The following is a 22020-nucleotide window of genomic DNA, read 5'->3' on the forward strand; positions in this document are numbered from 1 at the left end:
TGTTATGTCTGACGGCTGGAATATCGCCCTTTTGGGCGCAACAGGCGCGGTCGGTACGGCGCTGCTGGAATTGCTGCAAGAGCGGCAGTTCCCGGTAGGTGAACTGTTTTTACTGGCCAGCGAGCGCAGCGCCGGTGAAACCCTGCGTTACGACGGCAAAAGCATCCTGGTCGCCGACGCCGCGCAGTTTGACTGGACCCAAGCGCAACTGGCCTTTTTCGTGGCGGGCAGCGGCGCCAGCGCGCTTTATGCTGAACCCGCCGCCGCCGCGGGCTGCGTGGTTATCGATTCCAGCGGCCTGTTCGCACTGGAGCCGGACGTGCCGCTGGTGGTGCCCGGCGTCAATGACGCGGTGCTGGCGGATTATCGCAACCGCAACCTGGTGGCGGTCGCCGACAGCCTGACCAGCCAGCTGCTGCTGGCGGTGAGGCCGCTTACCGACCTGGCCGGCATCGCCCGGCTGCATGTCGTCAACCTGCTCTCCGCTTCCGGCCAGGGCAAGGCGGCGGTGGACGCGTTGGCGGGCCAAAGCGCCAGGCTGCTGAACGGCCTGCCCACCGAGCCGGGCTTCTTCAGCCGCCAGTTGGCGTTTAATATGTTGCCTCTGGTGGCGGACGAACTGGGCAGCGTCCAGGTTGAGCGGCGCCTGGTGGATGAAGTGCGCAAGGTTCTGCAGGACGAGGGATTGCCGATTGCGGTCAGCAGCGTCCAGGCCCCGGTATTTTACGGCCACGCCCAGATGGTGCATCTGGAAACCCAGCGGCCGATGGGCCCTGAGGAAGCGCGCGACGCGTTAACGGCGGGCGAAAGCATCAATGTCAGCGAGGAAGGGGAGTATCCCACCCAGGTGGAGGATGCCTCGGGACAGGCGCACCTTAGCATCGGCTGCCTGCGCAACGATTACGGCATGCCGGATCTGCTGCAATTCTGGTCGGTGGCGGATAATGTCCGCTTCGGCGGCGCGCTGATGGCGTTGCTGACCGCGGAGCTGCTGGTGGCGGAGTACTTTTATTAATGTCCCGGGAAGTGTTCGCCGGTCAGCCGGCAACGTCCAGGATAGCGCTGGGCATTGAATATGACGGCAGCCGTTTCTACGGCTGGCAGCGCCAGTCGGAAGTCGTCAGCGTCCAGTCTTGCCTGGAGCAGGCCTTATCCAAAGTCGCCAACGAGCCGATCGCGGTGCAGTGCGCCGGGCGTACCGACGCGGGCGTGCACGCCACCGGCCAGGTGGTGCATTTCGACACCGGCGCGCGGCGCGAAGACTCCGCCTGGACCCTGGGCGTTAACGCCAACCTGCCGCCGGACGTGGCGGTGCGCTGGGTCCGCGCCGTCGCGGGCGAATTTCACGCGCGTTTTAGCGCCACGGCGCGTCGTTACCGCTATATTATCTATAATCATCCTTATCGCCCGGCAATTTTATCCCGGGGCGTGACGCATTATTACCATCAGCTGGATGCGGATATCATGGAGCGGGCGGGGCAATGTCTGCTGGGCGAACATGATTTTACATCGTTCCGCGCCCTGCAGTGCCAGTCGCGCACGCCCTGGCGCAATCTAAAACATCTGCAGGTCACGCGCCACGGCGCTTATATCGTGGTGGATATCAAGGCCAACGCTTTCCTGCATCATATGGTGCGTAATATCGTGGGCAGCCTGATGGAAATAGGCTGCGGCAACCGTCCGCTGGAGTGGATGAACGAATTACTGGAAGCACGGGATCGCGCCCTGGCCGCCGCTACTGCCAGGGCGGAAGGGCTTTATCTGGTGGCGGTGGACTACCCTGGCCAGTTCGATTTGCCGTATCCTCCCATGGGACCGTTATTCCTGCTGGATTGACGGTACTGAACATATCATTTGCGCTTCCGGAATTCTGAACATGGAATTTATAAGATTTATTATTGATTTTATTCTGCATATTGACGTCCATCTGGCGGAATTGGTGGCGCAGTACGGCATCTGGGTCTACGCCATCCTGTTTCTCATTCTGTTTTGTGAAACCGGTCTGGTGGTGACGCCCTTCCTGCCCGGCGATTCGCTGCTGTTTGTCGCGGGCGCGCTGGCGGCCTTGCCGAGCAACAGCCTGGATGTGCATCTGATGGCGCTGCTGATGGCCGCCGCCGCGATATTGGGCGATGCGGTCAACTACACCATCGGGCGGCTGTTCGGTGAAAAACTGTTCAGTAATCCCCATTCCAGGATTTTCCGCCGCAGCTACCTGGACAAGACCCACCAGTTCTACGCGCGTCACGGTGGTAAAACCATTATCCTGGCCCGGTTTGTGCCGATTGTCAGGACGTTCGCGCCCTTCGTCGCCGGCATGGGACATATGTCCTATCGCCATTTCGCCCTGTTCAATATTACCGGCGGCGTCATATGGGTAGTCCTGTTTACCTATGCCGGTTACCTGTTCGGCGATCTGCCGGTGGTGCAGGAAAACTTGAAATTATTGATTGTCGCCATCATTCTGCTGTCTATCCTGCCCGGGGTGATTGAGGTATGGCGCCACAGGCGCGCCGCCGCCCGCAGATAAACGCGCGGGATTTGTCCGCGCCATGGATGATTTGTGAGCGACGGGCAGAGTTTTCTATCCCAACTCGTTGGCGGTTATGGTTTAATGGGCGACATTTTCAAAGGCTCTTCATCGCGCCGTCCAGGCGCGTTGAATAAGGCGGCGGCAAGACAACGACGGACGTCCTGCCGCGCCGCGGCCAAGGTATGAATAGCGGACTGGCGCTTGCCAGGTTCAAACAGAAAGGTTATCGATGAGCTGGATTGAACGAATACTTAACAAGAGCACTATCACCCCGGCGCGCAGGGCGAATATCCCCGAAGGCGTATGGACCAAGTGTGATAGCTGCGGGCAGGTACTCTACCGTGCCGAGCTTGAGCGCAACCTCGAGGTCTGCCCCAAATGCGATCATCATATGCGCATGACCGCCCGCGCCCGCCTGCATGCCTTTTTGGATAAAGGCAGCGAGGTGGAGTTGGGCAGCGAGCTGGAACCCCGGGATATCCTGAAGTTCAAGGACTCGAAAAAATACAAAGATCGCCTGGCGGCGGCGCAAAAGGCCACCGATGAAAAAGACGCGCTGGTGGTAATGAAAGGCACCCTATACGCTATGCCGGTGGTCGCGGCGTCTTTTGAATTCGCCTTTATCGGCGGCTCTATGTCGTCGGTGGTCGGGGCGCGTTTCGTCCGTGCCGTCGAGCAGGCGCTGGAAGACGAATGCCCGCTGGTCTGCTTTTCCGCCAGCGGCGGCGCCCGTATGCAGGAAGCGCTGATATCGCTGATGCAGATGGCGAAAACCAGCGCCGCGCTGGCGAAGCTGCGCGCGCGCCGTTTGCCTTATATTTCGGTGCTTACCGATCCGACCATGGGCGGCGTATCCGCAAGTCTCGCCATGCTCGGCGATTTGAATATCGCCGAACCCAAGGCGCTGATAGGTTTTGCCGGGCCGCGCGTCATTGAACAAACGGTACGGGAAAAACTGCCGGCCGGGTTCCAGCGCAGCGAATTCCTGCTGGAGAAAGGCGCCATTGATATGATTATCCGCCGGCCGGAGATGCGCCTTAAACTGGCGGGACTGCTGGCCAAAATGACCGGCAGGCCGCAGCCGGAAGCGGAACATTCCCATGAGGCGAGGCCTGAGACGATCCACGAAGAGCGTCCGGACGAAGTCTGAGGACGGGGCCTATGGAAAACCTTGTTGCTCCACAAGCCACCTCGCCGCTGGCGGCGTGGCTGCATTATCTTGAACGCCTGCACGCCAAGACCATCGACCTCGGCCTGGATCGGGTAGGCCTGGTCGCCGCCGATATGGCCCTGCTGCGTCCCGCCCCCCGGGTTATTACCGTCGCGGGCACCAACGGCAAAGGCACCACCTGCCGGCTGATCGAGGCGGTATTGCTGGCCGCGGGATTCAAGGTCGGCGTCTACAGTTCTCCCCATCTGCTGCATTATACCGAACGGGTGCGCATCCAGGGGCGGGAACTGCCCGAGGCGCGGCACAGCGCGGCCATGGCGGCGGTTGAAGCGGGACGCGGCGCCACTTCCCTAAGTTATTTTGAGTTCGGCACCCTGGCGGCCTTTTGGCTGTTCAAGCAGGCGCAGCTGGACGTGGTGGTGCTCGAGGTCGGCCTGGGCGGGCGGCTGGATGCCACCAATATCGTTGATGCCGATGTGGCGGTGATCACCAGCATCGCCCTTGATCATACCGAACTGCTGGGGCCGGATCGCGAGAGTATCGGCCGGGAAAAGGCCGGGATCCTGCGGGCGGGCCGCCCGGCTGTGGTCGGCGAACCGGATCGACCCGCCTCAATCGACAGCACGGCGCTCGCCGTGGGCGCGCTGCTGTACTGCCGCGATCGCGACTGGCGCTTCAGCCGGGACGGCGATACCTGGGACTGGCGCGACCAGCAGTCGGCGCTGACCGGATTGCCGCTGCCGCTGATTCCGCTGGAAAATGCCGCCACCGCCCTTGCGGCGCTCCGGCGTTTTCCCCTGCCGGTCTCCGACCAGGCCATCCGCCGGGGACTCGCCGAGGCGTCCCTGCCGGGCCGTTTCCAGGTCGTCGGCCAACGGCCGCTGCGCATCCTGGATGTGGCGCATAATCCACACGCCGCCGGGTATCTGGCGCAACGGCTGGCAACCCTGAAAATCCGGGGGAAAGTGCGCGCCGTGGTGGGCATGCTGGCCGACAAGGATATTGCCGGCACCCTGGGCTGCCTGCGCGGGCAGGTGGCTGAATGGTATTGCGCCACCCTGATTGATGCGCGCGGCGCCACCGCGGCGCAGCTGGCGGCCTATCTCGATCATGCCCGGCAATTTGACGATGTGGCCTCGGCCTGGCGACAGGCGTTGCAGGATGCCGACGCCGATGACTGCGTGCTGGTGTTTGGTTCATTTCATACCGTGGCGCCGATCGTTGCGATAACAGACCCGGAGAAAGAACGTGGCGAGTAAGTTTCAAAACCGCTTGGTGGGAACCATCATCATCGTCGCCTTGGGGGTTATTGTCCTGCCCGGGCTGCTGGATGGCAAAAAAAAGCACTACCAGGACGAGTTTGCCGCTATTCCCCTGGTGCCTAAACCCGGCGACAGCGACGAGGCGGATGCCTCGCCGCAGGCCAACCAGGCCCTGCCCAGCCAGCCGCCGGAAGGCGCGGGGGCGGCGGTAGAGCAGGCCAGCCAGGCGCCGGATGCGGACGACTCCGACACGCCGGACGCCCCGCAGCCAGCGTCGCCGCCGGTGAAGGCAGCGCCCAAGGCCCCGCCGCGCGAGACGGTAAAGGCCGCACCGGCCAAACCCACCGCCGCCGCCCGCCAGGAGCCGGTCAAACCCACCGCGCGACCTGAGCAAGCCAAACCCGTCGCCGCGCCCGCGCCGCGCATGGAACCGGCCAAGCCGGCCGCGAAACCCGAGGCCCGCACGGAAATCGCCGAGGCCAAACCCGTTGCGCCGCGCACGGACGCGGCCCCTGAAGCCAAACCGGTCGCCGCGCCTAAGCCGGTGGAAAAGGAAACCCCGGAACAGGCGCCACAGGGACAAGCCTGGGTAGTGCAGCTCGGGGCGCTGAAAAACGCGACCAAGGTAACGGAAATTGTCGGCAAGCTGCGCTTGTCCGGTTACCGGGTCTATACCGTGCCGTCGACGCCGGTGGCGGGGCAGATTACACGCATTTTCGTCGGGCCGGACGCATCGAAGCAAAAGCTGCAAAGCTCGCTGCCTGAAATGAACCAGCTCAGCGGCCTGAGCGGCCAGCTGCGGGCTTACCAGCCCCGGTAATAGATATGCGGCAGGCCCGCTCGCACCGTCCTTGCACAGGGCGCGTTAAAGGGAGAGCGTGCCAATGGGGTCGAATCGGGCGTGGTGTTCCCGCCCGACCGAGCGCCCCATGGCGCGGCAGGCCCGCTAGCACCGTCCTTGCACAAGGCGTGTTAAAGGAAGAGCGTGCCAATGGGGTCGAATCGGGCGTGGTGTTCCCGCCCGACCGAGCGCCCCATGGCGCGGTAGGCCCGCTAGCACCGTCCTTGCACAAGGCGTGTTAAAGGAAGAGCGTGCCAATGGGGTCGAATCGGGCGTGGTGTTCCCGCCCGACCGAGCGCCCCATGGCGCGGCAGGCCCGCTAGCACCGTCCTTGCACAGGGCGTGTTAAAGGGAGAGCGTGCCAATGGGGTCGAATCGGGCGTGGTGTTCCCGCCCGACCGAGCGCCCCATGGCGCGGTAGGCCCGCTAGCACCGTCCTTGCACAAGGCGTGTTAAAGGGAGAGCGTGCCGTCGCCGGCCTATCTTCCTGCGGCGATTGGCTTTTTTTAATCGCCGTTATTTATTTAACTTTGGGCAGGAATTCCGCTGCGCAAACGTTTTCGTTTTCTGATAGAATTCGCCGCGAACCAGCTTCGGGGCGGATGACCAAGGGATGCATGCATGATCTGGGTTGATTACGTCATTATTGGCATCATCGTATTTTCTGCTCTGATAAGTCTGATTCGCGGGTTTATACGTGAAGCATTATCATTAGTGACATGGGCATGTGCGTTTTTTGTGGCCAGCCACTATTATGTTTATCTTGCTATCTATTTTACCCGCTTTGAAGATCAGCTGGTTCGTAACGGTATCGCGATTGCCTTGCTGTTCGTGGCTACCCTGATCGTCGGGGCAATCGTCAACTACGTGATTGGCTCTCTGGTGGAGCGGACCGGTTTATCCGGCACCGACCGCGTGTTGGGCGTCTGTTTCGGCGCACTCAGGGGCATACTGGTCGTATCGGCCATGCTATTCTTCCTGGATACCTTCACCGGCTTCTCCCAGAGCGCGGACTGGCAGCAGTCCCAGCTTATACCGCAATTCAGCGGTATTATCAGATGGTTCTTCGACTATCTGCAAAGCACGTCGAGTTTCTTACCCAAGCATCTCACGCTTCGGTAACGCTGATGAGGAAATGACATTATGTGCGGTATTGTCGGTATCGCCGGATTTATGCCGGTCAACCAGTCGATTTATGACGCGTTAACGGTGCTCCAGCACCGTGGGCAGGATGCCGCAGGCATCGTCACCATTGATGCATTGGATTGCTTTCGCCTGCGCAAAGCCAATGGCCTGGTGAAGGATGTATTTGAAGCACGCCACATGCAGCGTTTGCAGGGGACCATGGGCATCGGCCATGTACGTTACCCCACCGCCGGCAGTTCCAGCGCCTCCGAGGCGCAACCCTTCTATGTCAATTCCCCGTTCGGCATCACCCTGGCGCATAACGGCAACCTGACCAACGCCCACGAATTACGCAAAAAATTATTCGAAAAAGGACGCCGGCATATCAATACCACGTCCGATTCGGAAATCTTGCTGAATATCCTGGCCAGCGAACTGGACCGCTTCCCGGACTACCCGCTGGAAGCCGATGATATCTTCGCGGCGGTTGCGGCCACCCACCAGCAGATCCGCGGCGCCTATGCCGTGGTCGGCATGATTATCGGCCATGGCCTGATTGCGTTTCGCGATCCGAACGGCATCCGCCCCCTGGTTATCGGCAAGCGCACCCTCGCCGACGGACGCAACGAATACATGGTGGCTTCCGAAAGCGTGGCGCTTGATACGCTGGACTTTGAGTTCCTGCGCGACGTGGCGCCGGGCGAGGCGGTGTATATCACTGAAGCGGGCCAACTGTTCACCCGCCAGTGCGCCGAAAACCCCCAAAGCCATCCGTGCCTGTTCGAATATGTCTATTTTGCCCGCCCGGATTCCTTTATCGATAAAATTTCGGTCTACAGCGCCCGCGTGCGCATGGGGCAAAAACTGGGCGAAAAAATCGCCCGTGAATGGGAAGACCTGGATATCGACGTGGTGATCCCCATCCCGGAAACATCCTGCGATATCGCGCTCGAAATCGCCCGCATCCTCAACCTGCCTTACCGCCAGGGTTTTGTAAAAAACCGCTACGTGGGCCGTACCTTTATCATGCCCGGCCAGCAGGTGCGCCGCCAATCGGTACGCCGCAAACTCAACGCCAACCGCGCCGAGTTCCGCGATAAAAACGTACTGCTGGTGGACGACTCCATCGTGCGCGGCACCACGTCCGAACAGATCGTGGAAATGGCGCGCGAAGCCGGGGCGCGTAATGTCTACCTGGCCTCCGCGGCGCCGGAAATCCGTTTCCCCAATGTCTACGGCATTGATATGCCAAGCGCCACCGAACTGATTGCCCACGGCCGCGAAGTGGACGAAATCCGCGCGCTGATTGGCGCGGACGCGCTGATCTTCCAGGACCTCGGCGACCTCGAGGCGGCGGTGCGGGAAGATAACCCGGATGTGGTACAATTTGAATCCTCGGTATTTAACGGTATTTACGTCACCAAGGATGTCGACCAGCGTTATCTCGACTATCTTGAATCGTTACGCAACGACGACGTCAAAGCCGTCCAGCGCCAAAACGAAGTCGAAAACCTGGAGATGTATAACGAAGGGTGAGGGGCGCAACCCGCACCGATCCCCCGGCGGTTAACCGGTAGACGATATATGCACCCGGGCGGTAACACGCGCCGGGTGTTTTTATTATGGGCGGCGCCGATCCATCCGGCGTCCGCGACAGGGAGAACTGACATGAAACGACTGATCGTCGGCATTACCGGCGCCAGCGGCGCCATTTATGGCATCAGGCTGCTGCAGGTGCTCAAGGCGCTGGACGGCATTGAAACCCATCTGGTGCTGAGCAACGCCGCGCGCCAGACGCTGGCCCTTGAAACCGATTACAGCGTGCGCGATTTGCAGGCCCTGGCGGATGAGTTCCACGATTGCCGCGACATTGCCGCCAATATCAGCTCCGGCTCCTTCCACACCGCCGGCATGGTGATTCTGCCCTGTTCAATGAAAACCCTGTCGGCCATCGTCAACAGCTACAGCGACAGCCTGCTCACGCGTGCGGCCGACGTGGTGTTAAAAGAGCGGCGCACCCTGGTGCTGGGCGTGCGCGAAACGCCGCTGCACGTGGGCCATCTGCGGCTGATGACCGCCGCCGCGGAAATGGGCGCCGTCATCATGCCGCCGGTGCCGGCGTTTTATCACCGTCCCGTCACCCTGCACGACGTGGTCGACCAGACCGTCAACCGGGTGCTGGACCAATTCGATATCGCGCTGCCGCAGGACCTGTTCCAGCGCTGGCAGGGCGCTAACTGACGGTGAAAATCCTGCCGGATTTATTCGCGGGATGTGAAGCCGCCGGCATTTTTATAGGTTGTTTCCAGCATAGCGACGCAACCTGATGGCGCGTTCTGATAACATTGCACCAATAGTAATCAGGCTGTGTTTTTTTATGGTGCAGCCGCCCCGCGGCACCCGCCCTGACGCTATGCCCTCAGGCTGGAAACGGCGCGGGTTCGCCCCGGCCCGGGTAGTAAATAAGCAGGTCAGCCGGTTTTGTGCGCAGGTGGTCGGGCTATTGGCCACTCGCGCTGAAATGGCACGAAAAGTGCAACTCATTCCGCTGAAAACATCACGGTGTGTGCCTAATTAAAATTATTCCGAGGGTAATGTATGAATAAGCTGGTTAAAGTCCTTCCTCTGGTATTTGCTCTGGCCGCTGCCGGCAGCGCGTATGCCGCCGTGCCCAAAAATATTAAAATCGGCACCGATCCCACCTATGCGCCGTTCGAATCGAAAAATGCCAGCGGCGAACTGGTTGGTTTTGATATTGACCTCGCCAAAGAGCTTTGCAAACGTATCCAGGCTAAATGCACCTTTGTGGAAAGTGATTTCGACGCCCTGATCCCCTCGCTGAAAGCGAAAAAAATCGACGCCATCATCTCCTCGCTTTCCATCACTGAAAAACGCGAACAGGAAATCGACTTTACCGATAAGCTGTATGCCGCCAATGCCCGCCTGATCGCCAAGGCCGGCACCACCATTACCCCGACCCTGGATGCCCTGAAGGGTAAACGCGTCGGCGTGCTGCAAGGCTCCACCCAGGAAGCCTATGCCAACGCCAACTGGGCGCCGAAGGGCATTGACGTCGTCGCCTATGCCAACCAGGATCTGATCTATGCCGATCTGGCCGCCGGCCGTGTCGACGCCGCGTTCCAGGATGAAGTGGCCGCCAGCGAAGGTTTCCTGAAACAGCCTGCCGGTAAAGGCTATGTCTTCGCCGGTCCGGCGGTTAAAGACGATAAATTCTTCGGCGTCGGCACCGGCATGGGCCTGCGTAAAGATGAAACCGATCTGAAGGCCGCGCTGAACAAAGCCTTTGCCGAGATGCGCAAAGACGGCACCTACGATAAATTTGCCAAGCAGTATTTTGATTTTGACGTGTACGGCGGTTAATCCTGTCATTTTGTGTTTGCCCGCGCCTTGCGCGGGCGAATAGTTGTTATCCTCCGCCAGGACAGGATATGATCGATGCTTTATGGTTATTCGCAACTCATCATTAACGGTGCCCTGGTTACCCTTGAGCTGGCGCTTACGTCGGTGGTGCTCTCGGTAATCATCGGCCTGATCGGCGCCGGCGCAAAACTTTCCCGCAGCCGTACCCTGGCAGGCATTTTCGACGGCTATACCACGCTCATTCGCGGCGTACCCGATCTGGTGCTGATGCTGCTGATTTTCTACGGCCTGCAAATCGCCCTGAACAGCCTGACCGAAGCCATCGGCATGGACCAGATTGATATCGACCCCATGGCGGCCGGCATCATTACCCTTGGTTTTATCTACGGCGCCTATTTTACCGAAACCTTTCGCGGCGCGTTTATGGCAGTGCCGCGCGGCCAGATAGAAGCGGCCACCGCCTTTGGTTTTTCCGGCGTGCAGATTTTCCGCCGCATCATGTTTCCGGCCATGATGCGTTTCGCGCTGCCCGGTATCGGCAACAACTGGCAGGTTATTCTCAAGGCCACGGCGCTGGTCTCGCTGCTGGGCCTTAACGATGTGGTCAAGGCCACGCAGCTGGCCGGCAAGGGTACTTATCAACCCTTTTATTTCGCCATCGTGGCGGGGGTGGTCTACCTGATTTTCACCACCTTGTCCAACGGGGTGCTGTTATGGCTGACCCGGCGTTATTCCATGGGCGTTAAGAAGGCCGAGTTATGATTGAGATCCTGCGGCAATATGGTCCGGCTTTGTTATGGAGCGACGGTTATCGTTTTACCGGACTGGCGGTAACACTGTGGCTGCTGATTTCTTCCGTGGTTATCGGCGGGGTGCTGGCGGTTTTTATGGCGGTGGCGCGCGTGTCGCCGCGTCCCTGGGTGCGTTTCCCGGTCTGGCTGTTTACCTATATCTTTCGCGGTACGCCGCTGTATGTGCAACTGCTGGTATTTTATTCCGGCATGTACAGTCTGGAGATTGTGCGCGGCACGGATATGCTTAACGCTTTTTTTCGCAGCGGCCTGAATTGCACCATACTGGCGCTGACGCTGAATACCTGCGCCTATACCACTGAAATCTTCGCGGGCGCCATTCGAGCGGTGCCGCACGGCGAAATCGAGGCGGCGCGGGCCTATGGGTTCACCTGGTTTAAGCTGTACCGTTGCATCATCCTGCCCTCCGCGCTGCGTACCGCCATCCCGGCCTACAGTAACGAGGTGATCCTGATGCTGCACTCCACCGCCCTGGCCTTTACCGCCACGGTTCCCGACGTGCTGAAGATTGCGCGCGACATCAACGCTGCGACCTACCAGCCTTTTTACGCCTTCGGTATCGCGGCGGTGATTTACCTGATGATCTCTTTTGTGCTGATAGGGCTGTTTCGCCGGGCGGAAAAACGCTGGCTGCGCCACGTTAAGCCGCAATAATCCCATTACGCGCAGGATATGACTATGCAAGATACCAAACTGTTGATTAAGGAGCTGCACAAGCGCTACGGCGATCAGGAAGTCCTGAAAGGGGTTTCGCTGGAGGCGCGCGCGGGGGATGTTATCAGCATTATCGGCTCCTCGGGGTCGGGTAAAAGTACGTTTTTACGCTGTATCAACTTCCTGGAAAAACCGAGCGAGGGGTCGATAAGCGTCAATAATATCGATATCCATATGGTGCGGGATCGGGACGGGCAGTTGAAAGTGTTCGATAAAAAACAGCTGCAGCTGCTGCGGACCCGGCTGACCATGGTATTCCAGCATTTTAATTTGTGGAGCCATATGACGGTGCTGGAAAACGTGATGGAAGCGCCGGTGCAGGTGTTGGGATTAAGTAAGAGCGAGGCGCGCGAGCGGGCGGTGCTGTATCTGGATAAGGTGGGCATCGACGCGCGCGCCCAGGCGAAATATCCGATCAATCTGTCCGGCGGGCAGCAGCAGCGGGTGTCCATCGCGCGCGCGTTGGCGATGGAACCGGATGTGCTGTTGTTTGATGAACCGACCTCCGCGCTGGACCCCGAGCTGGTGGGCGAGGTGCTGCGTATTATGCAGAAGCTGGCGGAAGAGGGTAAAACCATGGTGGTGGTGACCCATGAGATGGAGTTTGCCCGGCATGTGTCCAATCACGTTATATTTTTGCACCAGGGGGTTATCGAGGAAGAGGGGACACCGGCCGATGTGTTCGGGAGCCCGAAGAGCGCCCGGTTGCAGCAATTCTTGTCCGGCGCCCTCAAATAGAACGGACGCCCCATAGGCACGCTCTCCCTTGAACACGTCTGCTTTGAGATAAGTGTTGGCGGGCCTACCATGCCATGGGGCCTCGGTCGGGCGGGAACACCACGCCCGATTCGACCCCATTGGCACGCTCTCCCTTGAACACGTCTGCTTTGAGATAAGTGTTGGCGGGCCTACCATGCCACGGGGCCTCGGTCGGGCGGTAAAATCATGCCCGATTCGACCCAAAAGGCACGCTCTCCCTTGAACACGGCTGCGTTAGGTCCGGTGTTGGCGGGCCTACCATGCCACGGGGCCTCGGTCGGGCGGTAAAATCATGCCCGATTCGACCCAAAAGGCACGCTCTCCCTTGAACACGTCTGCTTTGAGATAAGTGTTGGCGGGCCTACCATGCCATGGGGCCTCGGTCGGGCGGTAAAATCATGCCCGATTCGACCCAAAAGGCACGCTCTCCCTTGAACACGTCTGCTTTGAGATAAGTGTTGGCGGGCCTACCATGCCATGGGGCCTCGGTCGGGCGGGAAAATCATGCCCGATTCGACCCCATAGGCACGCTCTCCCTTGAACACGTCTGCTTTGAGATAAGTGTTGGCGGGCCTACCATGCCACGGGGCCTCGGTCGGGCGGGAAAATCATGCCCGATTCGACCCCATTGGCACGCTCTCCCTTGAACACGACTGCTTTGAGATGAGTGTTGGCGGGCCTACCATGCCACGGGGCCTCGGTCGGGCGGGAAAATCATGCCCGATTCGACCCCATTGGCACGCTCTCCCTTGAACACGACTGCTTTGAGATGAGTGTTGGCGGGCATACCGTGCCATGGGGCGCTCGGGATTTATTCGTCTTTAACGATATCGGCCAGCGCGTCCCTGAGCTCCATGTAGCGAAAGGTAAATCCGGCCGCTTCCAGGCGTTTGGGGACCGCCCGCTGGCCGCCCAGCATCAGCGTGGCGCCTTCGCCCATCATCAGCTTTACCGCCGCCGCCGGAGCGCGCATTAAGGCCGGGCGGTGCAGCGCCTCGCCCAGGGTGGCGGCGAATTGTTCATTATGCACCGGGTAGGGCGCCACCAGGTTGAACGGGCCGCTTAACCCGTCGGTGTTCAGCAGGAAGATCAGCGCATCCACCATGTCGTCGATATGGATCCAGGACAGGAACTGGCGACCGTTGCCGATAGGTCCGCCCAGCCCCAGTTTAAACAGCGGCAGCAGTTTGCCCAGTATGCCGCCGTCCGCCGCCAGCACCACGCCGGTGCGCGACAGGCAGACGCGCGTGCGCGGACTTTGCGCGCTCAGCGCCAGCTCTTCCCAGCGCTGACATAAGGTGTGGGTGAATTCGGCGACCGGCGGTTCGTCCTCGGTGACCAGGATCTGATCCTGGTTGCCGTAAAAACCCGTCGCCGATCCGGAAATAAATACGCGGGGCGGATCGTCCCCCTGGCGTATCAGCTGGCTCAGGCGTTCGGTCACGTCCCAGCGGCTGCGGCAAAGACGATCTTTTTGTTCCTCGGTCCAGCGCTTATCGGCAATAGGCTCGCCCGCCAGATTGAATACCGCGTCAAACGCATCCAGGTGGGGACATGAGGCCAGCGTGGTCAGGGTGGTCACGTGGGTACCCAGTTTTTGCTGGGCACGCTGGGGATCGCGGGTCAGTACCGTGATCTGGTGCGACAATGTCAGCAGCCTGGCGATCAGGTGCCGTCCAATAAGCCCGGTTCCGCCGGTGATCAAAATTTTCATATTTGCCCTCGCTTCCCGCAATGCGCACGTCAATTAACAGCTTGGTTACAAGCATAGGCCATTTTTGCGGGAAAATGAGTGAACAAAACCCCTGAACTGACAATAAATTGACAATTAAACCGGTAAAATAAACCGCGCCGCCGGCTGGACGGCGCGGCGCGTGGGCTAGGCTTTTTGCGCGGGTATCTGATAGGCGCGCTCGACCGCGGGGCGGGAGCGAATGCTGTCGAACCAGCGCCGTACCGCCGGGAAATCCGCTAAATCGATATGCTGACGCTCGTGGGAAACGACCCAGGGATAGGTGGCGATATCGGCAATGCTGATGTTGTCGCCGGCCATATAGGCATGGCGGGCCAGTTGCCGGTTTAAAACGCCGTACAGGCGCACGGTCTCAAGCTGGTAGCGCTCGATGGCGTAAGGCACCGGCTTGGGCGCGTAATGGCTGAAATGGTGGTTCTGGCCCAGCATGGGGCCAAAACCCGCCATTTGCCAGAACAGCCATTGCAGCGTGGCCTGGCGCTCGCGGAAATCCTTGCTGATAAGCTGGCCGGTTTTATCCGCCAGATAAAGCAAAATCGCCCCGGATTCAAACAGGCTTAACGGCGCGCCGCCGTCGGCGGGTTGCTGGTCGACGATCGCCGGTATTTTATTGTTGGGCGAGATGGCGAGAAATTCCGGCGCGAACTGTTGGTTGGCGGAGATATTGATCGGATGGATTTGATAAGGCAGGCCGGTTTCTTCCAGGAAAATCGTTATTTTATGGCCGTTGGGCGTGGGCGCGTAATAGAGGTCAATCATAGAAGCTCCTTGTGAATGTATAGCCGCGTGATGACACTCTAGAACAAATGCCCGTTGAAATCACCACCCGTTCCGGCCGCCGCATCATAGCGCCGTTACCGGCGCCGGTAAGTTTGTTAAGCTTGAGAGATGATGAACAACCAGAGGATGCTGCCATGAAACTGATGTTTGCCGCCGATATACACGGCTCGCTTGCCGCTACCCGCCGTATGCTGGCGGCCTATGACGCCAGCGGCGCCCAGTGGCTGGTGCTGCTGGGCGATTTGCTTTATCACGGCCCGCGCAACGCCCTGCCGGAGGAATACCAGCCGGCGGCGGTGGCGGAGCTCCTGAACGGCTATGCCGATCGTATCATCGCGGTGCGCGGCAACTGCGACAGCGAGGTGGATCAAATGCTGTTAACGTTCCCTATTACCTCGCCCTGGCAGCAGGTCCTGCTGGAGAATCATACCCGGCTGTTCGTCACCCACGGGCATCTTTTCAATCCCGCCAGCCATCCCCCGCTGCGGCGTGGCGACGTGGTGGTCTACGGCCATACTCATATTCCGCAGGCGGAGCGGCGGGAGGATATCCTGTGTTTCAATCCCGGCTCGGTCAGTCTCCCCAAAGGCGGCTTCGCCGCCAGCTACGGCCTCCTGGAACAGGAAATATTACGAGTTGTGTCATTGGAAACGAGCGAGACTATTGCGCAAGTGGCGATTAACCACTAAGTTATGACGGATCCACTCGTGCAAATTTTTTTATTTTATTACAATTAAGGTGCGCGGCTCTCCCGCGTCTCGTTAACAAGGGATTCGAAAGATGGTGGAACAGAGTCAGGCTGCTGGCGTGGAATGGGTTGACATCGTCAACGAAGAGAATGAAGTCATCGCCCAGGCCAGCCGTCAGCAGATGCGCGCAGAACGTCTCAGGCACCGCGCCAGCTACATCGTGGTCCATGACGGCATGGGCAATATCCTGGTGCAGCGCCGTACCGCCACCAAGGATTTTTACCCGGGTTATCTGGATGCCACCGCCGGCGGCGTGGTGCAAAGCGGTGAAAATATGCTTGATTCCGCCCGCCGGGAAGCAGAGGAAGAGCTGGGCATCGCCGGCGTGCCGTTTGCTGAGCACGGGCTGTTCTACTTTGAAAACGACCATTGCCGGGTCTGGGGCGCGCTGTTCAGCTGCGTCACCCACGGTCCGTTTGCCCTACAGGCTGAAGAAGTGGAGGCGGTCAAATGGCTGCGCCCGGAGGAAATCACCGCCCGCTGCGATGAATTCACCCCGGACTCCCTCAAGGCGCTTTCGCTTTGGATGAGCCGCAATAACCAGCAAAGCCACGGCAAGCCTTTACCTCCCTCCGCCCCGGAGCAAAAAACCGCAGAAGAGTAACTGCCTGCCTCAAGGCTAATCTGGGCATGTTAAAGGTAATACCTGTCTTGGCGGCTGAATCGGGCGTGGGTCTCGCTTGCCGTGCGGGGTGATTTGTGTTGCCGTGGCGGGGGTTTTGCTTGCCATGGTTTGGTTGGCTTGTGGCCGGGTATATGTCGCCACGGCGAAGGTTTCGCTTGCCGTGCGTGAGGTGTTCATAGGTATTGCCGGGTGCCGGCAAGCGACAAAGAGGCCGTACCGCGACGGCCTCCTTGACCTCCGCGCGTCCGGCAGATCGTGCGCCGCTGCGCGGTTCCCGGCAACGCCGCATCCCGGCTTTTGGACCGCCCGATATGCGCTCCAAGCGCAATCCGGGCTTTCGCCGCTCCCGGCGGCTCATCCAGCCGTGATGCGCGCCGCCGGCGCACTCTATGCCGGCACCAGGTCAACACCATCGCCTGTGAGAAAAACAGCGTTTTGGGGTCCATCGCGGTATGTGATTACCGGGAAAGGTATCAGTATACATTTTGCGCTAAAGTTTACAGTTTGATGGCTGATGGCTTACCGCTTACTGTTAAAACTTAAAACTGAATGATGAATGTCTTATTGCATGATTGCATGACTGCATGACTGCATGACTGCATGACTGCATGACTGCATGACTGCATGTCCAACTTTTCGCTGTGCCAGCTGCATTCCAGACCCGTCAATCGTATTCCGACGCCAGGCCTTATCCAAAACAACAGCGCCACTATTGCTACATAATATGCCGTGCGAACAGCGACATGTGGACCGGCATAAAGCGCGCTGACGGCGCCTGTGTCCCCGGCATGAGCCGCCGGGAGCGGCGAAAGGCCCGGTGGCGCCGGGAGCGCTAACCGGGCCGGTGCATCACGGGGGCATGGGCGACGGAAGGCATCGCGCAGCGACGCGCGACCTGCCGGGCGCGCGGAGGTCAAGGAGGCCGTCGCGGTACGGCCTCCTTGTCGCTTGCCGGCACCCGGCATTCCATATAACCGCCGAACACACGGCAAGCGAAACCCCCGCCACGGCAACATAAACCTCCCCGCAAGCAGGTTAACCTATCCCGACGCCAGACCCTATCCAACACAACAGCGCCGCTATCGCTTAAAAAAATACATTACCAACAGCGACATATGCCCCGGCATAAAGCGCGCTGACGGCGCCTGAGACCCCGGCATGAGCCGCTGGGAGCGGCGAAAGGCCCGGTGGCGCCGGGAGCGCTAACCGGGCCGGTGCATAACGGGGGCATGGGCGACGGAAGGCATCGCGCAGCGACGCGCGATGCCTTCCGGGCGCGCGGAGGTCAAGGAGGCCGTCGCGGTACGGCCTCCTTGTCGCTTGCCGGCACCCGGCATTCCATATAACCGCCGAACGCACGGCAAGCGAAACCATCGCCATAGCAACATAAATCCCCCGCACGCTGCCAGCGCAACCCCCGCCACAGCAACCTACATCTCCCGCACGCCGCCAGCGCAACCCCCACCCCGGCGACATCGACGTGGCGACGTTGACCTTCACGGATGCCCAAAAGGGCCCGACCCTAGGACTCCCATAGCCCGCCAGGACCCGGGACCGCGATCGCAGAACCTACACCCGGCGTGTTAAGGGAAGCGCATGCCAACAGGAGGGGAACCGGACATGGATTTCCCACCCGACCGAAGTCCCCTGGCGCGGCAGGCGCGTAACCACCCATCCCAGACAAGGTATATCAAGACTACCCGCACAAATAAAAACGCCGGCTTGCGCCGGCGTTGTGCTTACTGCTGGCAGGCCAGCGGGCTTATTTAGCCGTTTCAGCCTGTTTGGACTGGATGGCGGTCAGGGCGATGGTATAAACGATATCGTCCACCAGCGCGCCGCGCGACAGGTCATTAACCGGCTTGCGCATCCCTTGCAGCATCGGCCCGATGGAGATCAGATCGGCTGAACGCTGCACCGCTTTGTACGTGGTGTTGCCGGTGTTCAAATCCGGGAAAATGAACACGGTGGCTTTACCGGCAACCGGCGAATTCGGCGCTTTGGACAGCGCCACATCGGCCATAATGGCGGCGTCGTACTGCAACGGACCGTCAATCACCAGGTCAGGACGTTTTTCCTGCGCCAGACGGGTGGCTTCACGCACTTTTTCCACATCGCTGCCGGCGCCGGACGTGCCGGTGGAGTAGGAGATCATCGCCACACGCGGTTCGATGCCGAAGGCCGCGGCGGAATCAGCGGACTGAATGGCAATTTCGGCCAGTTGTTCCGCGGTCGGGTCCGGATTAATGGCGCAGTCGCCATACACCAGCACCTGTTCCGGCAGCAGCATAAAGAACACCGAGGACACCAGCGAACTGCCCGGCGCGGTCTTGATCAACTGCAGCGGCGGGCGGATGGTATTGGCGGTGGTGTGAACCGCGCCGGATACCAGGCCGTCAACTTCGCCTTGTTCCAGCATCAGGGTGCCCAGCACGACGTTATCTTCCAACTGCTCGCGCGCGACCACTTCGGTCATGCCTTTGCTCTTGCGCAGCTCCACCAGACGGGCCACGTAACGTTCGCGGGCCACTTCCGGGTCGATAATCTCGATGCCTTTACCCAATTCCACGCCCTGCACGGCGGCAACGCGATGGATTTCGTCCGGATTGCCCAACAGCACGCAATGCGCGATGCCGCGTTCAGCGCAAATAGCCGCCGCTTTCACGGTACGGGGTTCATCACCTTCGGGCATCACGATACGCTTGCCGGCCTGGCGCGCCAGCTCGGTCAGCTGATAACGGAACGCCGGCGGCGACAGGCGACGCGAACGCTCGGAGCTGGCGGTCAGGGACTCGATCCAGTTGTTGTCGATATGACCGGCAACGTAGTTCTGCACTTTTTCCACCCGGCTATGGTCGTCGGCCGGCACTTCAAGGCTAAAGCCCTGCAGGCTGAGTGAGGTCTGCCAGGTATTGGTCTGCACGGTGAACATCGGCAGGCCGGTCAGGAAGGCGCGATCGCACAGGCGTTGGATGCGTTCGTCCACCTTATAGCCGCCGGTCAGCAGGATGGCGCCCAGTTCCACGCCGTTCATGGCCGCCAGACAGGCGGCAACCAACACGTCGGGACGATCGGCGGAAGTCACCAGCAGCGAACCCGGGCGGAAATGCTCCAGCATGTTCGGCAGGCTGCGCGCGCAGAAGGTCACCGAACGCACGCGACGGGTCTGGATATCGCCTTCGTTGATAATGGTGGCGCCCAAATGCCTGGCCATGTCGATGGCGCGCACGGCAATCAGGTCAAAGCTCCAGGGTACGCAACCCAGTACCGGCAGCGGACTGTTTTCAAACAGCTGCTTCGGATCGATATTGGCGACGCTGGCCTTGGGCGTGTCGTCAAAGATTTCCGACAGGTCCGGACGGGTGCGGCCCTGTTCGTCCACCGGCGCGTTCAGTTTATTGACGATAACGCCGACGATGCTTTTATTCTTGCTGCCGCCGAAGCTGGAACGGGCCAGCTCGATGCGTTCCTTCAGCTGATCGGGCGAATCGTTGCCGAGCGACAGCACAAAGACGATTTCCGCGTTCAGCGTCTTGGCGATTTCATAGTTCAGCGCGTTGGCGAACTGATGTTTACGGGTCGGCACCAGGCCTTCCACCAATACCACTTCCGCGTCTTTGGTATTGTCATGATAACGGGCGATGATCTCTTCCATCAGCACGTCTTGCTGGTTGGAGCCCAGCAGCGACTCCACATAGCTCATGCGCAGCGGTTCGGCGGATGGAATGGTGGAGTTGGCGCGGATAATATTCGTGGTGGCGTCAAGACCGTCATCGCCGGCACGGGGCTGCGCGATCGGCTTGAACACGCTCAGGCGCACGCCTTTCTGCTCCATGGCGCGAATGACACCCAGGCTGATGCTTGTCAGGCCGACACTGGTGCCGGTTGGGATCAACATGATTGTACGGGACACGGCTAAACCTCTTTCAACGGTTGCTCGTTAGTCAAACAAGTATTCCGCCGGCGCTTGTCCGGCGGAACGGAGATACTGTTACGCCGTCAGACGGGCGGCATCCTGGGCAATGACCAGTTCTTCATTGGTGGTGATGACAATCGCCGGACGGCTGGCGTCGGTGGTGATCACGCCGCTGTTGCCGAAACGGGCCGCTTCGTTGCGCTTCTGGTCGATTTCAAAGCCCAGCAGGGCCAGTTTGCCCAGGGTCAGTTCGCGCACCTTGGCGGCGTTTTCGCCGATGCCGCCGGTGAAGATCACCGCGTCCAGGCGACCGTCCATCAGGGCGGTATAGGAACCGATATATTTCGCCAGGCGGTGGCAGAAGACATCCATGGCGCGCTTGGCTTCAGGTTTCGTATCGTAATTGTCGATAACCCAGCGCATATCGCTGGTGACGCCGGTCAGGCCCAGCAGGCCGGATTCCTTGGTCAGCAGTTTATCGATTTGTTCAACCGACATGCCCATGGCATTATGCAGGAAGAAGATAATGGCGGGATCGAGATCGCCGCTGCGGGTGCCCATCACCAGGCCTTCCAGCGGGGTCAGGCCCATGGAGGTGTCAACGCTCTTGCCGTTGCGCACTGCGGTAACCGAACCGCCGTTGCCCAGGTGGCAGGTGATCAGGTTGACGTCTTCCACCGGTTTATCCAGCATGCGCGCCGCTTCATGCGTCACAAAGTAGTGGCTGGTGCCGTGGGCGCCGTAGCGGCGGATGCGGTGCTCTTCATATAACGCATAGGGCAGGGCATACAGGAACGACTCTTCCGGCATGGTCTGATGGAAGGCGGTATCGAACACGGCGACGTTTTTGTCGGCCAGTTTTGGAAACGCCTTGAGCGCTTCGTTGATGCCGATGATATGGGCCGGATTATGCAGCGGCGCAAACGGGATGGAATCCTTGATGGCTTGCAGCACATCGTCCGAGAGCAGGGCGGAGGCGGTATACTTTTCGCCAACATTAACGACGCGATGGCCGATTGCGGTGAGCTGCGCTGATAATTCTGGTTTTTGAGCGAGAATTGTATTAACAATAAAGCTCAACGCTTCGCTGTGCGCGGCGCCGTTTCCTAACGCAGCTTCGTGCTTGCCGCCGTCCATCTTCCATTTGATGCGCGCTTCCGGCAGGTTGAAACATTCTGCGAGGCCGGAGAGATGTTCTTCACCGTTGGCAGCATCGATAATGGCAAATTTTAGGGATGAACTGCCACAGTTAAGAACCAGTACTAGCTTACTCGACATGGAAGTACCTATTTGTTGTGCATGGTTAATAAATCATCAATCAGCTATAAAGCGTAGCGCATTACGCCGTTGAGATTTATGATTAACATCATGCCAAAGTGCGTTTTATTTGACATGAAATCGAAAACTGTTGAAGTTAAACATTTTTTTGAAACACGTGTTTACTTATCGCGGTTAATCGTAGCGACATTACACGGAATCGTGCTGCTCAGGCGGCGCAAACGGTGCGTAGGGGCCAGCCATAAGGCGGCAATAAGGATAACGATTGCCGGTAGTAAAGACAAAATATATTTAAAAGTTATACAATTTGATTGTGATTTT

19 protein-coding genes are annotated in these 22020 nt (G+C 59.6%); 15 read left to right on the top strand and 4 right to left on the bottom strand.

The window, feature by feature from the left end:
• The first annotated feature begins 4 nt into the window (after positions 1 to 4).
• The 13 genes from ACL2XM_RS02545 to hisP all read left to right on the top strand — a co-directional run bounded on the left by ACL2XM_RS02545 (position 5) and on the right by hisP (position 12577).
• Positions 5 to 1015, top strand: a complete 1011-nt coding sequence (locus ACL2XM_RS02545; RefSeq protein ID WP_410014183.1) for an aspartate-semialdehyde dehydrogenase — start codon at positions 5 to 7, stop codon at positions 1013 to 1015.
• Positions 1015 to 1836, top strand: coding sequence for a tRNA pseudouridine(38-40) synthase TruA (gene truA, locus ACL2XM_RS02550; protein ID WP_410014184.1), 822 nt, complete (start codon positions 1015 to 1017; stop codon positions 1834 to 1836). Before ACL2XM_RS02545 ends, truA begins: the two co-directional genes overlap by 1 nt.
• Before the next feature lie 40 nt (positions 1837 to 1876).
• The gene (locus tag ACL2XM_RS02555; RefSeq protein WP_410014185.1) at positions 1877 to 2530 is read left to right on the top strand and encodes a DedA family protein; all 654 of its coding nucleotides are present in this window, start codon (positions 1877 to 1879) and stop codon (positions 2528 to 2530) included.
• Positions 2531 to 2762: 232 nt separating this feature from the next.
• Complete coding sequence (gene accD, locus ACL2XM_RS02560) at positions 2763 to 3683, top strand: acetyl-CoA carboxylase, carboxyltransferase subunit beta (RefSeq protein WP_410014186.1); 921 nt, start codon at positions 2763 to 2765, stop codon at positions 3681 to 3683.
• 11 nt (positions 3684 to 3694) lie between these two features.
• Positions 3695 to 4963 carry a bifunctional tetrahydrofolate synthase/dihydrofolate synthase gene (gene folC, locus ACL2XM_RS02565; RefSeq protein ID WP_413732254.1) on the top strand — a complete coding sequence of 423 codons (1269 nt, stop codon included), beginning with the start codon at positions 3695 to 3697 and terminating at the stop codon, positions 4961 to 4963.
• Positions 4953 to 5786, top strand: a complete 834-nt coding sequence (gene dedD / locus ACL2XM_RS02570) for a cell division protein DedD (RefSeq protein ID WP_413723339.1) — start codon at positions 4953 to 4955, stop codon at positions 5784 to 5786. The genes folC and dedD overlap by 11 nt, the downstream gene beginning before the upstream one ends.
• A 642-nt stretch (positions 5787 to 6428) precedes the next feature.
• Entirely contained in the window at positions 6429 to 6929 is a 501-nt protein-coding gene (gene cvpA / locus ACL2XM_RS02575; protein ID WP_410014189.1) for a colicin V production protein, read from the top strand.
• Between the two features lie 21 nt (positions 6930 to 6950).
• Positions 6951 to 8468, top strand: a complete 1518-nt coding sequence (gene purF / locus ACL2XM_RS02580; protein WP_413727938.1) for an amidophosphoribosyltransferase — start codon at positions 6951 to 6953, stop codon at positions 8466 to 8468.
• A gap of 132 nt (positions 8469 to 8600) precedes the next feature.
• Positions 8601 to 9173, top strand: a complete 573-nt coding sequence (locus ACL2XM_RS02585; RefSeq protein ID WP_413727939.1) for a UbiX family flavin prenyltransferase — start codon at positions 8601 to 8603, stop codon at positions 9171 to 9173.
• A gap of 357 nt (positions 9174 to 9530) precedes the next feature.
• Positions 9531 to 10313: a lysine/arginine/ornithine ABC transporter substrate-binding protein ArgT gene (gene argT, locus ACL2XM_RS02590; RefSeq protein ID WP_410014191.1), complete on the top strand. Its 783-nt coding sequence runs from the start codon at positions 9531 to 9533 to the stop codon at positions 10311 to 10313.
• 75 nt (positions 10314 to 10388) lie between these two features.
• The gene (locus tag ACL2XM_RS02595; RefSeq protein ID WP_410014192.1) at positions 10389 to 11075 is read left to right on the top strand and encodes a histidine ABC transporter permease HisQ; all 687 of its coding nucleotides are present in this window, start codon (positions 10389 to 10391) and stop codon (positions 11073 to 11075) included.
• The gene (locus tag ACL2XM_RS02600; protein WP_410014193.1) at positions 11072 to 11779 is read left to right on the top strand and encodes an ABC transporter permease; all 708 of its coding nucleotides are present in this window, start codon (positions 11072 to 11074) and stop codon (positions 11777 to 11779) included. Before ACL2XM_RS02595 ends, ACL2XM_RS02600 begins: the two co-directional genes overlap by 4 nt.
• A 24-nt stretch (positions 11780 to 11803) precedes the next feature.
• Positions 11804 to 12577, top strand: a complete 774-nt coding sequence (gene hisP, locus ACL2XM_RS02605) for a histidine ABC transporter ATP-binding protein HisP (RefSeq protein WP_410014194.1) — start codon at positions 11804 to 11806, stop codon at positions 12575 to 12577.
• 832 nt (positions 12578 to 13409) lie between these two features.
• Here hisP and ACL2XM_RS02610 read toward each other — a convergent pair.
• Entirely contained in the window at positions 13410 to 14312 is a 903-nt protein-coding gene (locus tag ACL2XM_RS02610; protein ID WP_410014195.1) for a TIGR01777 family oxidoreductase, read from the bottom strand.
• 165 nt (positions 14313 to 14477) lie between these two features.
• Positions 14478 to 15110, bottom strand: coding sequence for a glutathione binding-like protein (locus ACL2XM_RS02615; protein ID WP_413723336.1), 633 nt, complete (start codon positions 15108 to 15110; stop codon positions 14478 to 14480).
• A gap of 155 nt (positions 15111 to 15265) precedes the next feature.
• Between ACL2XM_RS02615 and yfcE the strand changes: the two genes are divergently transcribed.
• Together yfcE and yfcD are read left to right on the top strand one after the other, a co-directional pair.
• On the top strand, positions 15266 to 15820 hold the full coding sequence (yfcE, locus tag ACL2XM_RS02620) for a phosphodiesterase (RefSeq protein WP_413732255.1): 555 nt from the start codon (positions 15266 to 15268) through the stop codon (positions 15818 to 15820).
• A 91-nt stretch (positions 15821 to 15911) separates the two neighbouring features.
• Positions 15912 to 16484 (top strand): NUDIX hydrolase YfcD, encoded by a 573-nt coding sequence (gene yfcD, locus ACL2XM_RS02625; RefSeq protein WP_410014198.1) that lies wholly within the window; start codon positions 15912 to 15914, stop codon positions 16482 to 16484.
• A 1783-nt stretch (positions 16485 to 18267) separates the two neighbouring features.
• Here the strand turns inward: yfcD and pta are convergent.
• Positions 18268 to 20418, bottom strand: coding sequence for a phosphate acetyltransferase (pta, locus tag ACL2XM_RS02630; protein ID WP_410014199.1), 2151 nt, complete (start codon positions 20416 to 20418; stop codon positions 18268 to 18270).
• A 78-nt stretch (positions 20419 to 20496) separates the two neighbouring features.
• Positions 20497 to 21699, bottom strand: coding sequence for an acetate kinase (gene ackA / locus ACL2XM_RS02635; protein ID WP_410014200.1), 1203 nt, complete (start codon positions 21697 to 21699; stop codon positions 20497 to 20499).
• Between the last annotated feature and the right edge of the window lie 321 nt (positions 21700 to 22020).

The sequence above is a fragment of the Sodalis sp. RH20 genome (assembly GCF_047324205.1).
In the GTDB taxonomy this organism is placed as follows: domain Bacteria; phylum Pseudomonadota; class Gammaproteobacteria; order Enterobacterales; family Enterobacteriaceae; genus Acerihabitans.

Bases quoted from the DNA above. Each gene is read 5' to 3' on its own strand.
- ACL2XM_RS02545 (WP_410014183.1), top strand. From the start codon at position 5: ATGTCTGACGGCTGGAATATCGCCCTTTTGGGCGCAACAGGCGCGGTC.
- truA (WP_410014184.1), top strand. From the start codon at position 1,015: ATGTCCCGGGAAGTGTTCGCCGGTCAGCCGGCAACGTCCAGGATAGCG.
- ACL2XM_RS02555 (WP_410014185.1), top strand. From the start codon at position 1,877: ATGGAATTTATAAGATTTATTATTGATTTTATTCTGCATATTGACGTC.
- accD (WP_410014186.1), top strand. From the start codon at position 2,763: ATGAGCTGGATTGAACGAATACTTAACAAGAGCACTATCACCCCGGCG.
- folC (WP_413732254.1), top strand. From the start codon at position 3,695: ATGGAAAACCTTGTTGCTCCACAAGCCACCTCGCCGCTGGCGGCGTGG.
- cvpA (WP_410014189.1), top strand. From the start codon at position 6,429: ATGATCTGGGTTGATTACGTCATTATTGGCATCATCGTATTTTCTGCT.
- purF (WP_413727938.1), top strand. From the start codon at position 6,951: ATGTGCGGTATTGTCGGTATCGCCGGATTTATGCCGGTCAACCAGTCG.
- ACL2XM_RS02585 (WP_413727939.1), top strand. From the start codon at position 8,601: ATGAAACGACTGATCGTCGGCATTACCGGCGCCAGCGGCGCCATTTAT.
- argT (WP_410014191.1), top strand. From the start codon at position 9,531: ATGAATAAGCTGGTTAAAGTCCTTCCTCTGGTATTTGCTCTGGCCGCT.
- ACL2XM_RS02595 (WP_410014192.1), top strand. From the start codon at position 10,389: ATGCTTTATGGTTATTCGCAACTCATCATTAACGGTGCCCTGGTTACC.
- ACL2XM_RS02600 (WP_410014193.1), top strand. From the start codon at position 11,072: ATGATTGAGATCCTGCGGCAATATGGTCCGGCTTTGTTATGGAGCGAC.
- hisP (WP_410014194.1), top strand. From the start codon at position 11,804: ATGCAAGATACCAAACTGTTGATTAAGGAGCTGCACAAGCGCTACGGC.
- ACL2XM_RS02610 (WP_410014195.1), bottom strand. From the start codon at position 14,312: ATGAAAATTTTGATCACCGGCGGAACCGGGCTTATTGGACGGCACCTG.
- ACL2XM_RS02615 (WP_413723336.1), bottom strand. From the start codon at position 15,110: ATGATTGACCTCTATTACGCGCCCACGCCCAACGGCCATAAAATAACG.
- yfcE (WP_413732255.1), top strand. From the start codon at position 15,266: ATGAAACTGATGTTTGCCGCCGATATACACGGCTCGCTTGCCGCTACC.
- yfcD (WP_410014198.1), top strand. From the start codon at position 15,912: ATGGTGGAACAGAGTCAGGCTGCTGGCGTGGAATGGGTTGACATCGTC.
- ackA (WP_410014200.1), bottom strand. From the start codon at position 21,699: ATGTCGAGTAAGCTAGTACTGGTTCTTAACTGTGGCAGTTCATCCCTA.